Origin of the sequence: Streptomyces hazeniae (assembly GCF_031845485.1) — a bacterium.
Lineage (GTDB): Bacteria > Actinomycetota > Actinomycetes > Streptomycetales > Streptomycetaceae > Streptomyces > Streptomyces hazeniae.
On the sequence record NZ_JAVREQ010000034.1, the window covers coordinates 1 to 12,383 of the forward strand.

General features: G+C 69.7%; 14 protein-coding genes. 8 read left to right on the forward strand and 6 right to left on the reverse strand.

Going from position 1 to position 12,383, the window contains the following annotated elements:
- Positions 1–389 precede the first annotated feature (389 nt).
- On the forward strand, positions 390–1,238 hold the full coding sequence (locus tag RM572_RS26335) for a metal ABC transporter permease (protein ID WP_311675881.1): 849 nt from the start codon (positions 390–392) through the stop codon (positions 1,236–1,238).
- Entirely contained in the window at positions 1,235–2,071 is an 837-nt protein-coding gene (locus RM572_RS26340; protein ID WP_311675882.1) for a metal ABC transporter permease, read from the forward strand. Before RM572_RS26335 ends, RM572_RS26340 begins: the two co-directional genes overlap by 4 nt.
- A 133-nt stretch (positions 2,072–2,204) precedes the next feature.
- Here the strand turns inward: RM572_RS26340 and RM572_RS26345 are convergent, their stop codons facing one another.
- Positions 2,205–4,181, reverse strand: a complete 1,977-nt coding sequence (locus RM572_RS26345) for a heavy metal translocating P-type ATPase (RefSeq protein WP_311675883.1) — start codon at positions 4,179–4,181, stop codon at positions 2,205–2,207.
- Between the two features lie 89 nt (positions 4,182–4,270).
- Here RM572_RS26345 and RM572_RS26350 point away from each other — a divergent pair, with 89 nt between their 5' ends.
- Complete coding sequence (locus RM572_RS26350) at positions 4,271–4,660, forward strand: ArsR/SmtB family transcription factor (RefSeq protein WP_311675884.1); 390 nt, start codon at positions 4,271–4,273, stop codon at positions 4,658–4,660.
- Positions 4,661–5,290: 630 nt separating this feature from the next.
- Complete coding sequence (locus RM572_RS26355; RefSeq protein WP_311675885.1) at positions 5,291–5,602, forward strand: hypothetical protein; 312 nt, start codon at positions 5,291–5,293, stop codon at positions 5,600–5,602.
- A 122-nt stretch (positions 5,603–5,724) separates the two neighbouring features.
- On the opposite strand, the gene RM572_RS26360 is transcribed toward RM572_RS26355, so the two are convergent.
- From RM572_RS26360 to RM572_RS26380, 5 genes are all read right to left on the reverse strand, one after another.
- Positions 5,725–6,555: a class I SAM-dependent methyltransferase gene (locus tag RM572_RS26360; RefSeq protein WP_311675886.1), complete on the reverse strand. Its 831-nt coding sequence runs from the start codon at positions 6,553–6,555 to the stop codon at positions 5,725–5,727.
- 82 nt (positions 6,556–6,637) lie between these two features.
- Complete coding sequence (locus tag RM572_RS26365; RefSeq protein WP_311675887.1) at positions 6,638–7,825, reverse strand: GTP-binding protein; 1,188 nt, start codon at positions 7,823–7,825, stop codon at positions 6,638–6,640.
- An 8-nt stretch (positions 7,826–7,833) separates the two neighbouring features.
- On the reverse strand, positions 7,834–8,004 hold the full coding sequence (gene rpmF, locus RM572_RS26370) for a 50S ribosomal protein L32 (protein WP_311675888.1): 171 nt from the start codon (positions 8,002–8,004) through the stop codon (positions 7,834–7,836).
- A gap of 58 nt (positions 8,005–8,062) precedes the next feature.
- Positions 8,063–8,521, reverse strand: a complete 459-nt coding sequence (locus tag RM572_RS26375) for a Fur family transcriptional regulator (protein ID WP_311675889.1) — start codon at positions 8,519–8,521, stop codon at positions 8,063–8,065.
- 379 nt (positions 8,522–8,900) lie between these two features.
- Entirely contained in the window at positions 8,901–10,067 is a 1,167-nt protein-coding gene (locus RM572_RS26380) for a GTP-binding protein (protein WP_311675890.1), read from the reverse strand.
- Positions 10,068–10,193: 126 nt separating this feature from the next.
- On the opposite strand from RM572_RS26380, the gene rpmG reads away from it, so the two are divergent.
- Genes rpmG through rpsR form a run of 4 tightly spaced genes read left to right on the forward strand, consistent with a single transcriptional unit; the run spans position 10,194 to position 12,049 of the window.
- On the forward strand, positions 10,194–10,358 hold the full coding sequence (rpmG, locus tag RM572_RS26385) for a 50S ribosomal protein L33 (protein WP_311675891.1): 165 nt from the start codon (positions 10,194–10,196) through the stop codon (positions 10,356–10,358).
- A 29-nt stretch (positions 10,359–10,387) separates the two neighbouring features.
- Positions 10,388–10,633, forward strand: a complete 246-nt coding sequence (locus tag RM572_RS26390) for a type B 50S ribosomal protein L31 (RefSeq protein WP_311675892.1) — start codon at positions 10,388–10,390, stop codon at positions 10,631–10,633.
- Positions 10,633–11,790: a CobW family GTP-binding protein gene (locus tag RM572_RS26395; protein WP_311675893.1), complete on the forward strand. Its 1,158-nt coding sequence runs from the start codon at positions 10,633–10,635 to the stop codon at positions 11,788–11,790. The genes RM572_RS26390 and RM572_RS26395 overlap by 1 nt, the downstream gene beginning before the upstream one ends.
- Before the next feature lie 22 nt (positions 11,791–11,812).
- A complete protein-coding gene (gene rpsR / locus RM572_RS26400) occupies positions 11,813–12,049 on the forward strand; it encodes a 30S ribosomal protein S18 (protein WP_311675894.1) in 237 nt (78 codons plus the stop codon).
- Positions 12,050–12,383 lie beyond the last annotated feature (334 nt).

Below are 12,383 nucleotides of genomic sequence, written 5' to 3' on the forward strand. Positions count from 1 at the left end.
GACGCCCCGTCGTCGGTAAGTGCGGCTCCAGTCGGGCCCACTCCGCATTACTCAGATCACCCCGCCCCATGCCGAGCACAACGAGCCATCGACCCGACAGTCACATGATCCGCCGGACAGGCCCTAGACGAGCCGTTCAACGGTGTCGACGCGCTCAGCCGGGACACCCTGATCAGTGCCCTCGGCCACCTGGCAGCGCAGGGTTCCGCCCTCGTCGTCAGCACCCACGACCTGGCCGTCGCCCGCACACTCTGCCACCAGGTGTGCCTGCTCAACGGCCGCCAATTCGGCTTCGGTCAGGTCGAGGGGACGCTCACAGCGGACAACCTCCGGCGCTGCTATGGCGGGCGGGTCCTGGAGTCCGACGGAGGCACGATCGTGGCGGGCCTGTGAGCGCGCTGACCGACCCCTTCCACCTGCCGTACATGGCCCGTGCCCTCACCGAGCTGGTCGTTCTCGGCGGAGCCGGCGGAGTGGTGGGCACGTTCGTGATGCTGCGCCGCCTCGCCTACGTCGCCGACGCGCTCACCCACACCGTCTTCCCCGGTGTCGTGATCGGCTTCGCCGTGGGCGCCGCCGACGGGGTGTTCTGGGGTGCGCTGCTCGCCGGGCTGGCAACCGCGGTGCTCCTCACCGGCCTCACCCGGGCCCCGCGCGTCAGCGACGACACGGCGCTCACTGTGCTGCTCACCGCAATGTTCGGGCTCGGCGTCATTCTCGTGACCCGGCAGCACGACTACCACCACGACCTGACGGCATTCCTCTTCGGTCAGGTGCTGACCGTGACATGGGCCGATGTCCTGCAGAGCAGCCTGCTCGCGGCCGGGTGCCTCCTCGCACTCTCCTTCCTCGGCCCCCACCTGACCCTGCGTGCGTTCGACCCCGAGGGCGCCCGGGCGATGGGCTACCGGACCGGGCTGCTCGACCTGGCGCTCAATGTGGTGATCGCCCTGGTCGTCGTCGCCGCGGTCCGCTCGGTCGGCACCGTCCTGGTGATCGCCCTACTCATCCTCCCCGCCGCCTTCGGGCGCGCCCTGTCACACCGGGTACCGGTGATCGCCGCTGCCGGCGCCGCGTTCGGCGCGCTGTGCGGCTGGCTCGGACTGGCTGCCGGCTACCACGCCTCCGTCGGCTACGGCCTACCCCTCGCCGCAGGTCCCGCCGTCGTCCTGCTCATGGCCTCGGGCTACGCACTCGCGCTCGGCGGCACCGCAATGCGAAAGGCACACCGGGCATGAGCTGGCTCGACTCCTACACCCACCGTGCCCTCGCCGAGGCCGCCCTGGTCGGCTGCCTGTGCGGGGCCGTCGGCCTGCACGTGGTGCTGCGCCGGATGAGTTTCTTCGCGATGGCCATGACGCACGCGACGTTCCCCGGCGTAGCGGTCGCCGCCGTACTCGGCCTCAACATCTACCTCGGCGGGGCGGTTGCCGGGCTGCTTGCCTGCATGGGCGTGCTCGCCCTGTCCCGGCGCCCCGACCAGGGTGCCACAACCGCCACCGGCGCCATGCTCGCCACCGGGTTCGCCCTCGGCGTCGCCGTGCTCTCCGCCGCCGACGGCTTCAGCCGGAACCTCGAAGCATTCATGACAGGCTCCCTCATCACCGTCACCGACAAGGAACTCGTCACGACCACCGGCGTCTTCGCACTCGTCGTGCTCCTGCTCACGGCCTTTCACAAAGAGCTGCTGCACGGCGCTTTCGACCGGGAAGGCCAGCGTGCCGCCGGGTACCCGGTGGCCGGGCTCGACCTGTTGCTGCTCCTCCTCGTCGAGGCCGTGATCGTTGTCACCGCCCCCGCCATCGGCGTCATGCTGACCATGGCTCTCCTCGTCGGCCCCACCGCCATCGCCCGACTGTGGACGGACCGGGTCGGCACCACCGTGTTTCTCTCTGTTTTCACGGGCACGGCGTCCTGCGCGCTGGGCCTGGCCATCTCCACCCACTGGAACCTCGCCGCCGGCGGCACCGTCACCCTCGTCATCGCCACCGGATTTCTCATATCCCTGCCCCTGTCACCCCTGCGGAGCTCATGGCGCTCCCACGGCAGGACACCCTCCCCGACGGGGTAAGAGGGAGACCGTCGGGGCGCGATGTGCCTTCCCTTCCCGGCGGCCGGCCTCACCAGGGTCCCCTGAGACGCCAGGAGGTGGCGATGTCGGCCGTGCCGCCCCCGGCGCGGGGGCGGCAGGATGGTCCGTTTACTTACGGGGCGTTCTTGGTGATGCGGGGCCAGGCGACTTCGCGTAGCAGGCGCAGGCCGTTGAGGCCGACGATGACGGTGGACCCTTCGTGTCCGGCGACGCCGAGGGGCAGGGGGAGGGTGCCGATCAGATCCCAGGCGACCAGGACGGTGATGAACGACCCGGCGATGACCAGATTCTGGACGACGAGCCGGTGAGCGGTCCGGGAAAGCTGGATGATCGCGGGGATGGTGGCGAGTTCGTCGCGAACGACGACGGCGTCCGCGGTCTCCAGCGCGAGGTCGGATCCTGCCTTGCCCATCGCGATCCCGGCGTGGGAGGCGGCCAGCGCGGGGGCGTCGTTGACGCCGTCGCCGACGACCAGCACCCTGCGCCCTGCGGTCTCCCACTCTTTCACCGCTGTCACCTTGTCCTGGGGCAGTCTCCCGGCACGAACGTCGGTGATGCCGACCTCGGCGGCCAGGTGCTTCGCAGCGCTTTCGTTGTCGCCGGTGAGGAGGACGGGTGTGTGGCCGGTCAGTTCTGTGAGTGCGGCGACGGTCGCCCGCGCGTCGGGCCGCAGCCGGTCCGCGATCCCCAGCACTCCTACGGTGAAGCCGTCTTGGAGTACGGCCACCGCCGTGCGCCCGGCGTCCTCCAAATCGGCCGCCACCTTCTGGTGCGGCTGGTGCGCGGGGTCGCCCAGCAACCTTGAGGGGGATCCGACCTGGACGGTGTGGCCGTCCACGATGGCGGTGACGCCCTCGCCGGGGACGGAAGCGAAGTCGACGGCCGTGGGCAGGAGCAGGCCACGTTCGCGGGCCGCGTCCACGACGGCCCGCGCGAGGGGATGCTCGCTGGGGTGCTCGACACCGGCCGCGAGGGCGAGCAGTGCGTCCTCGTCCAGTCCGGTACCGGGCAGGGGGCACAGGTCGGTAACGCGCGGGGTGCCTTCGGTGAGGGTGCCGGTTTTGTCGAGGGCAACCAAGTCGACCTGGCCGAGGCGTTCCATGACGACGGCGGACTTGGTGAGCACGCCCCGTCGTCCGGCGTTGGCGATGGCCGACAGCAGCGGCGGCATGGTGGAGAGCACGACCGCGCAAGGCGAGGCCACGATCATGAACGTCATCGCGCGCAGCAACGCCGACTGGAGCTCGTCGCCGAAGGCGAGGGGCACGGCGAAGACGCCAAGGGTCGCGAGGACCATGCCGATCGAGTATCGCTGCTCGATCTTCTCGATGAACAGCTGGGTGGGGGCTTTGGTCTCGGAGGCTTCCTCCACCATCTTCACGATCCGGGCGATCACCGAGTCCGACGGATCACGGTCGACGCGTACACGCAGGGTGCCGTTGCCGTTGACGGTGCCGGCGAACACCTCGTCCCCCGTCTGCTTGGCCACCGGCAGCGGCTCGCCGGTGATGGTGGCCTGGTCGACGTCACTCGTGCCGGCGAGGACCTGTCCGTCGGCTCCTACCCGTTCGCCGGGGCGGACCAGGGTAGTGTCGCCGACCGCGAGGTGTCCGGTGTCGACGCGTTCCTCGGTGCCGTCGGGCAACAGCCGGACCGCGGTGCTGGGTGCCAGGTCGAGCAGGCCGCGTACGGAGTCGGCGGTGCGGGCGGTGGCGACGGCTTCCAGAGCGCCGGATGTGGCGAAGATGACGATCAGTAGCGCGCCGTCGAGGACCTGGCCGATCGCGGCGGCGCCGAGCGCTGCGACGACCATGAGCAGATCCACGTCCAAGGTCTTGTCCTTCAGGGCCTTCAGGCCCTCCCACCCCGGTTCCCAGCCGCCTGTGACGTAGGTGGCGGCGAACAGTGCGCCCCACAGCCACGCAGGACCGCCGAACAGGTACACAGGGAGCGCGAGGAGAAACAGCGCCAGGGCCGCTAGCGCCCACCGGGCCTCCGGCAGCGACAGCAAGCGCGTCCGGTGCCGTGGCCCGGCAGGCCGCGACGCGGCTTCTGGCGCCGAGCGTCGCTGATCCAGAACAAAGGACATGACAAAAACCCTTCAGGGCCGAATCGGGGTGACGCCATCATACAAGAACAACTGAATAGGTCTTCAAGTGTGATCGGTATGCTGGGGCCATGGGTCACGGAAACGGCGCCATCAGCAACGCCACCACCCGCGAGCGCCTCGAGACTGTGGGCGCCGCCGACGTCGCCGCGACCCTCCAGGCTCTCGCTACCCCGTCCCGGCTGCACATCCTGGCTCGCCTGCAGCAGGGTCCCTGCTCGGTGAGCGAGCTGGCAGACGCCGTCGGCATGGAAGCCTCGGCCTGCTCCCACCAGCTGCGCCTGCTGCGCAACCTCGGGCTGGTCACCGGGGAACGCCACGGTCGGTCGATCGTCTACGCCCTGTACGACAACCACGTCGCCGAACTCCTCGACCAGGCGCTCTACCATGTGGAGCACCTCCGCCTCGGCGTCCGTGACGCCCCGACCCGCGCATCCGAACCGGCCGTCGCCGGGGAGTAGCAGCGACCCTTGCCGCGCGGCTTGGCCGGGCGTCGGCATCCAGTCTGGCTCCCTCGTCCTCATTCAGTTCCGGCGCGTCCGGGTCGGGAGGCGGGCACAGGGTGCCGGCGGCCGGGGTCGCCAACCTGCTCTGGGCCGACTGGGCGGCCCAATCAGCTGCCGACCGGGTATTCGCGAACGACTCGGTTCGACTGGAGCTGATCACGGTCAGCGGTCCGGTTGACGTCAGCTTGCGCGAGTCACCGTGAGCGGCACGGACAAGCGCTTCGACATCGGTGACGGCCGCCTGTCGCCCCTCTCTGCTTGCGAACCGCCCCACGCATCCACGGAAGTTGTGCCAGGTCAAGTGCCGCTCGATCAACGTTTCCCGAGATCTGCTGGTCGGACCAGTCCAGCGGCGGCGGCCGATTGATCCACTGCCGCAATGGGCGTCGCAGAATCTCCTCCGTGACCTCGCAGCGCGGAGAAAGCAGGCAGAAGGGCGAGCGAACTCGACCGTGCGAGGTGTAACGGGTGACCTCTCGTCTCTTTTGTCATGGTGTGTGATCTATGGGAATGTCAAAAGGCAGAGTGAAGAATATCTGCAATGAGAACTGCCGCCTCCTCTTAGAGGTGGCCCGATCTACGGAGATGGGTAGCGTGACGGCTTCCTTCGAACACCAGCCGCACCCCGGACACGACCACGCCCACGGCGAGGGCTGTGGGCACGTGGCGATTCCTCACGACGGACATGTCGACTACGTGCACGACGGTCATCTGCACCGTGAGCACGAGGGTCATGCAGACGAGTGCGAGGCCGCCGAGCACCAGCAGCACGGCGACCATCCGCACGTGCACGGCGAGGGTTGCGGGCATGTCGCGGTGCCGCACGGCGATCACATGGACTACGTGCACGACGACCACCGGCACGCGGCCCACGACGGTCACTGGGACGACCACTGACCTCCTGAGGTCGGTCGCCCGGTCCGCTGACGACCAGTTGTGCCGCTGTGGGGACGGGCGGTACCGGGCGCACCGCGTCCCGGGCCTCCTAGGCCCTCTCGGGAGACCCGGGAGCCGGGAGGTCATGGAAGGTGGAGGATGTTGAGGTGGTAGCCCTCGACCTGGGGGAGCTGTTGAACGGCGAGGTCCGCGATCATCTGCTGGTAAGGGAGAGGGAGTTCTGCCAGCAGGGGCTCCGGCAGGCTGGTCAGGGTGTGTGACGCCAGCACCTCGGTTCCGGGCAGCCACCCCGCCAGGTGGGCGGGGTCGGGGCAGTACCAGCGCATGCGAGCCGTGACCTTGCTGAGGGCGTCGTGCTGTTCCTGGGTGTCGAAGAAGCCGGGCCCGGCGGTGTCGAGTGCCAGCAGAGAGCCCGGGAACCGGTCGGCGAGGAGATCAACGACCCGGTGCACGTCGGCCGCGTCCAGGTAGGGGAGCACGGCCTCGGCGACGAAAAGGTGGGGCCCGTCGGCGGCCTGGGAGGCCACTGCCTCGACCCAGGCCCCGTCCGTCACCGAGCCCGCGATCGTCGTACGCCGCGGGGTGTCGGTGAAGAACCTCCCGCGCAGGTCGATCACGTCGGGCAGGTCGAGTTCGAACCAGCGGGCGCGCCCGTTGTCCACGCGTTCGTAGCGGGTGTTGAGGCCGGTACCGATCTCGACGACGGTTCCGCCGGGGTGCGTGGAGAGGAAGTCGCTCACCCAGCGGTCGAAGAGGCGGGCGCGCAGCAGGGTGCCGGTGAGGCTGGGGAGTTCGTCGAAGCGGGCGAAGTCGTAGTCGAGAGCGGCGACGATCTCTTCGGCTCGCGTGTCCCGCAGCAGCGGTTGTTCCCTGCCGTTCTCCACCGCGCGGGCGTACAGCGGGATGAGGAGGGTTTCCTGCACCGTTCCCAGATGCGGCTTTTCCCTGTCCATGAGCGGCCTCCCTGACGGACCGTGTACCGGGTGTACCGGGCCGGACGGTGCCGTGGCTGCGACCACCGTCCGGCCCGGAGTCTCATGGCCCCGTCACGCCTGTGAGGGGCTCGTGCTCGTGCGCGCAGCTCTCGTCGAAACCGAAGGTCTCCCAGGCGGGGAAGGGGTCGTCGGCGGGCAACTCCTCTCCGTCGCGCAGAAGGCAGCCGGTCAGGGCCGCCTGTAGCGCCTTCGCGTCCAGCCGGGTGCCGATGAACACGAGTTCCTGGGCGTGAGGGCTGCCGGTGTCGCGCGCGGCGGTCGGCTCGAAGCGCGCCACCGAGCCGGCCTGTGACCAGAGCCCCGTCGCACGGGGTCGGCTGGCGAGGGTGAAGAAGCCCTTGGACCGCAGGACCTCCCCGTGGACGCCGCTGTCCAGCGTCTCGGTCACGAAGGTCCACAGCCGCCCGGGGTGGAAGGCCGTCGCCGAGCGGAAGACGGTGGAGGAGATGCCGTACTCCTCCGTCTCGGGGACGTGGTCGCCGTTGAGTTCCCTGACCCATCCCGGTGCCTGCTGAGCCCGCTCCAGATCGAAGCGGGAGGTGCCCAGTACCTCGCCGACCGGTACGCGGCTCCGCACGGCCGGTAGGACGAGGGCGGCCGGGTTCAGCCGGGCCAGGGTGGCTTGAAGACGTTCGGCGGACGCCTCGTCGACGAGGTCGAGCTTGTTGACGACGATGACGTCGGCGAACTCGACCTGGTCCATCAACAGGTCACTGACGGTGCGTTCGTCGTCCTCGTACTGGTCCAGGCCGCGTTCTGTCAGTCCGTCGCCGCCGGCCAGCTCGGGCAGGAAGTTGGCGGCGTCCACGACCGTGACCATGGTGTCCAGGCGGGCCAGGTCGCCGAGGCAGGCACCGTCGTCGCGGGCGAAGGCGAAGGTGGCGGCCACCGGCATGGGCTCGGAGATCCCGGAGGACTCGATCAGGAGGTAGTCGAAACGCCCCTCGCGTGATAGGCGGTCCACTTCCTCCAGGAGGTCGTCGCGCAGGGTGCAGCAGATGCACCCGTTCGTCATCTCGACCAGGCGCTCCTCGGTGCGCGACAGAGCCGCCTCGCCGCCCCGCACCAACGCGGCGTCGATGTTGACCTCGCTCATGTCGTTGACGATGACGGCGACGCGCAGGCCCTCGCGGTTGGTGAGGACGTGGTGGAGAAGCGTGGTCTTGCCGGCGCCGAGGAATCCCGACAGGACGGTGACGGGCAGGAGCGGCGAGGGAGCGGAAGCCATGCGGGGAATCAGTCCTCGGGGCGGAGCAGTCCGCCCTCGTACGCCTTGGCCAGTCGCTGCGGGACGCGGTACGGCACGCCGTCCACCGTGACGGTCACCAGCTGAGGCGTCACGGCCTTCCACTGGGCGCGACGGTGCCGGGTGTTGCTGCGCGACATCTTGCGTTTGGGTACGGCCATGAGGACCTCCGGGTGTGACGAGGGAGCGTGCTTCCACACTACATGAAAATGGATTTCATTACTGCCTAGGGTTTGTGCCCGACCTTCCGTGGTCGTGGCAGCCTGCGCAGACGCCGGTCAGTTCCAGTGTGTGCTCGAGGTTGGTGTAGCCGGATGTCTGCGCGATGCGGTGTGCCCACTGTTCGACCGGGTCGGCGTCCAGTGGGCTGGCGCTGCCGCAGTCGCGGCATCTCAGGTAGTGCCGGTGCTCGTCGGTGGGACGTCGCAGGTACAGACGCTCCCCGGTGTCGTCGCGCAGAAGGTCGGCCAGACCGGCGCGTTCGAGCCCGGCCAGGGCGCGATAGACGGTCGTGAGTCCGACAGTGCTGCCGTCTTTCTGTAGTCGCGCGTGCAGTTTCTGTGCCGAGACGAAGCCTTCGCAGGACTCCAGCGCTTCGAGGATCATCTGCCGCTGGTGCGTCATGCGGACGCCGTGGCGCGGCGTCCTGGCGTTTGACTTCTGCTGCGAGTCGACCACGGGCGAACTCCAGGGTGCGACGGTCGGGCGATGTGTGCGAGGGGCGTCCGGTCGGGAGCGGTACTCGGCATCCTACAAAAGCATGACAATCATTTTCAATAAATCGTGGTTGATGAGAAGGAGGACTCATAGCCCTCCGCGCAGAGAGCTGTCGCCGTGTCACCCCTCGACATAGAGGAGGCGCGTCACGACGGCTTGCGGAAGTCGGCCGCCCTCAGACACTGCTCGTAGACCGAGCGGCGCGGAACCGCGGAGAAAATCTCGATCGGCCTGGCTCCATGAAGTGGGCGCACCCCAGGAGTGGCCAGTCTCTTTACTCTGGGGCGGGAGAGGCAAAGCCGCCTGCCAGGACGTGCGGGGTGTGCGGGCCGGCCCCTCCTCAGGCTTGCTCCTGCGGCCCTGCCCCTGATGCGCTGAGCAGCGGATCGGGGATCGCGGCCCAGGCGTCCCGGCCGCCCACCAGTTCGGCGTCGGTGAGCAGTGCTGCGTCGAGGGCGCCACGCAGTCGGTCTGCGTCCAGCCCGACGCCGGTGAAGGTCACCTCGTTGCGGCGTTCGCCGTAGTAGTCGTGCCAGAACCACGACGCGAGGGTGCGGCGGGACGGCGAGGCGGTGCGCCAGGCCGTCGCGTCGCCGGAGTCCAACCAGTCGTCGGCCTCCCGTAGTTCCAGGTGTGAGCCGGCCGAGCGCCAGGTGATGACGGAGTCGGGCCGTCCGGCGAGCCACAGGTGGCCGCGGCTGCGCAGTACGCCCGCCATGACGGTGGGCAATGCCTCCGACAAGCGTCCCGGGTGCAGCGGCCTTCGCGCGCGCCACAACACGCCGTCGACTCCGTCTCGGCTGCCACGGCGTGCGCGGGGTACCGACACCGTCTCCGGCTCGTCCCAGATCGGCATGTCCGGCGGGCGGGGCGCCGACGCGGTGGCCGGCAGCGCGTCGTGGGGGACACCGCCGATGAGGTGCGCGTCGGGGTTGAGGTGGCCCACGAGGGCAGCGACGCGCTCCGAGCGGTCACTCCCTCGCCCGTGTGGTGCAGAGGGCAGGATCAGGCAGTCGGCCGCCTCGACCTGGCGCGCCGCCGCCTCCGCGCACGTCACCGCCTCCCCGCGGTCGCGGCCGTGCCACAGGCGCCGCACCTCGCGGGGCCGGCCGAGGTCGGAGAGGAAGGCGTCGGGGTCGATGCCGACGAGGACGGGTGCGGCGTCGTAGTGGTCGCCGAGCGAGTCACAGCCCAGGCGTGGACGCCAGAGTTCGGCGAGGAACGGCCGCAGGTCCACGTCGCCCGGCAGCGTCAGGGCGACATGGCGGGCGTCTGCGTCCCGTCGGAGAGCCAGAAGGTCCTGCCGCAGCACGATGGTCGGGTCTCCGGTCGCGCCACGTGAACCGGGGGCGGATGTGCGCGGCGCCGTGAAGGTGGACAGCCGTTGCACCACCGGATGACCCGACCCGGTGGATTCGAGGGAGACGGACAGCACCACGACGCCGGGTGCGGTCTGCTGCAACCGGTCGACGACCTCCCCACGGATCTGCGGGGAGTTGCCGGTCACGACACTCAGGACACTCCTACGCGCGGACCGCACGTCCCCGCTGCTCCTGCACGCCACGTCGCACCCTCCCTGCTCTCCCCGAAGGACTACTAGAAATGAGAATCATTTTCATTTAGTGTAGCGTGTATGGCACGCAATGACATCCGTCCAGTCATCAAGCTCCGCTCCACCGCGGGCACCGGCTTCACCTACGTCACCCGCAAGAACCGCCGCAACGACCCCGACCGCCTCGTGCTGCGCAAGTTCGACCCGGTCGTGCGCCGGCACGTCGATTTCCGCGAAGAGCGCTGACACGCACGTCACCAGGAGGGCCACCACTCATGAAGCAAGGCATCCACCCCGCGTACGGTCCGGTCGTCTTCCGCGACAGGGCAGCCGATTTCGCCTTTCTCACCCGCTCGACCATGACCAGCCAGAAGACGATCGAGTGGGAGGACGGCAACACCTACCCAGTTATCAACGTCGAGACCTCCTCGGCGAGCCACCCCTTCTACACCGGCACCGCCCGCGTCCTGGACACCGCCGGCCGCGTCGAGCGCTTCGAACGCCGCTACGGGAAGCGCTGATGCCCACCGACGCCCCGACGCTCGCGGTGGTCGTCGTCGCCGGGCTGCACGCCGACGCCCGCCGCGCGACCGTGGAACGCCTGCTGCAGACCGTGCCCGACAGCGTCGCCCTGCACCACGACCTGGGCTCCGCCGCCGACGGCTCGGTCACGCGCACCGTCCGCGACGCAGACGGCGAGACCTCGCGTGGTGAGACCCCGCTGGTCAACGACTGCGCCTGCTGCGCCCTGCGAGAGGACCTCGTCCCCGAGCTGGAGCGACTCGCCGACAGCGGACTCACTCGGCTCGCCGTGGTCGAACTGTGGGACTCCGTCGAACCCAAGGCCATGGCGGAGGTGATCGTCGCGGCGGGCGGAGAGACGCTGCAACTGACGAACGTCATCACCGCCATCGACCCGGCGCTCGTACTGCCGTGCCTGGCCAACGGAGACGACCTCGCCGAGGCCGGACTGGCCGCCGCGGCCACCGACCAGCGCACCGTGGGCGACACCTTCGCCCGCCAGCTGGAATACCCGCCCGTACTGGCCCTCGTCGACGGTGAGGAGGCCGACGACGAGGACCGTGCCCTGTTGCGTCAAGTCCACCCCACGGCACGGCACGTCGACCTCGACTCGGGGGAACTGGCGCGTGCCGCACTGGCCGGATTCGACATCGAGGCCGCCGCGGCGGCCCAGCACCCGGCCTGCGCACTGCTCCCGCAGGAAGCCGACGAAGCGGGCGTGGCCACCCTGGTCTGGCGCCGTCACCGCCCCTTCCACCCCGAACGCCTCTACCACGCACTGGAGGACCTGGCCTGCGCAGCCGCGCGCAGCCGCGGACGCTTCTGGCTCGCCGACCGGCCCGACACCCTGCTGTCCTGGGACGCCGCCGGCGGCGCGCTGTGCGTGGAGTGCGCCGGGCCGTGGCTGGCCTCCCTCCCGGACGCCGCGTGGGAGACGGTCCCGCCGATGCGCAGGGCTGCCGCCGCACTGGACTGGCATCCGGAACACGGAGACCGCTGCCAGCACCTGGTGTTCACCGCTCCCGGCCTCGACAGCGGCAACCTCGTCGACCTGCTCGACTCCTGCCTGCTCACCGACGCCGAGTACCTCGCCGGGCCGGAGGCGTGGCAGCACCTGCCCGCAGCCTTCGACGACCTCCTCGACCCGGTTTCCTGAAACCCCGAACGAAAGGCCCGCCATGGCACCCCGCTCCGGCGCCCGCAAGCCCGGCAAACCCCGCCCCAACCCGCTGGACGCAGCCGGGATCACCTACGTCGACTACAAGAACACCGACCTGCTACGGAAGTTCCTCTCCGACCGGGGCAAGATCCGCAGCCGCCGCATCACCCGGGTCTCCCGGCAGCAGCAGCGGCAGATCGCCACCGCGATCAAGAACGCCCGCGAGATGGCCCTCCTCCCCTACCCGAGCCGCTGACCGCGGACGTCGGCGACTCAGGCCCCGCCAACGCGCCGCTGCGGCTCCTCCTCGATGGCCGGTCAGGCCCGGTAGGTTGCCCGTCATGGCCCTGCACTCTGGTCTGACGGATCCATCGCCGTGCCGTTCGGGGTCGGCTCCCAAGGGCGGCGAGTGCGGCGGTCGCTCTGCCCGGTGTCGACACCAGCTGAGGTCACAGGTGGCCGACGCGGTGCTGGTGTCGGCGGCGGGCCGGTTCGTCGTTCGCGGGCATCGCCTGCTCCCCACCTGCGCGCACGGCCATGTGTGCCCCACACATCGCCCCAGGCAATACGTGGGATGAGGTGTGCCCGTC

Coding starts and splice junctions, on each gene's coding strand:
- rpmF (WP_311675888.1), bottom strand. CDS start 8,004: ATGGCCGTACCCAAACGCAAGATGTCGCGCAGCAACACCCGGCACCGT.
- RM572_RS26355 (WP_311675885.1), top strand. CDS start 5,291: ATGGGTAGCGTGACGGCTTCCTTCGAACACCAGCCGCACCCCGGACAC.
- RM572_RS26390 (WP_311675892.1), top strand. CDS start 10,388: ATGAAGCAAGGCATCCACCCCGCGTACGGTCCGGTCGTCTTCCGCGAC.
- RM572_RS26340 (WP_311675882.1), top strand. CDS start 1,235: ATGAGCTGGCTCGACTCCTACACCCACCGTGCCCTCGCCGAGGCCGCC.
- RM572_RS26395 (WP_311675893.1), top strand. CDS start 10,633: ATGCCCACCGACGCCCCGACGCTCGCGGTGGTCGTCGTCGCCGGGCTG.
- rpmG (WP_311675891.1), top strand. CDS start 10,194: ATGGCACGCAATGACATCCGTCCAGTCATCAAGCTCCGCTCCACCGCG.
- RM572_RS26360 (WP_311675886.1), bottom strand. CDS start 6,555: ATGGACAGGGAAAAGCCGCATCTGGGAACGGTGCAGGAAACCCTCCTC.
- RM572_RS26350 (WP_311675884.1), top strand. CDS start 4,271: ATGGGTCACGGAAACGGCGCCATCAGCAACGCCACCACCCGCGAGCGC.
- RM572_RS26365 (WP_311675887.1), bottom strand. CDS start 7,825: ATGGCTTCCGCTCCCTCGCCGCTCCTGCCCGTCACCGTCCTGTCGGGA.
- RM572_RS26345 (WP_311675883.1), bottom strand. CDS start 4,181: ATGTCCTTTGTTCTGGATCAGCGACGCTCGGCGCCAGAAGCCGCGTCG.
- rpsR (WP_311675894.1), top strand. CDS start 11,813: ATGGCACCCCGCTCCGGCGCCCGCAAGCCCGGCAAACCCCGCCCCAAC.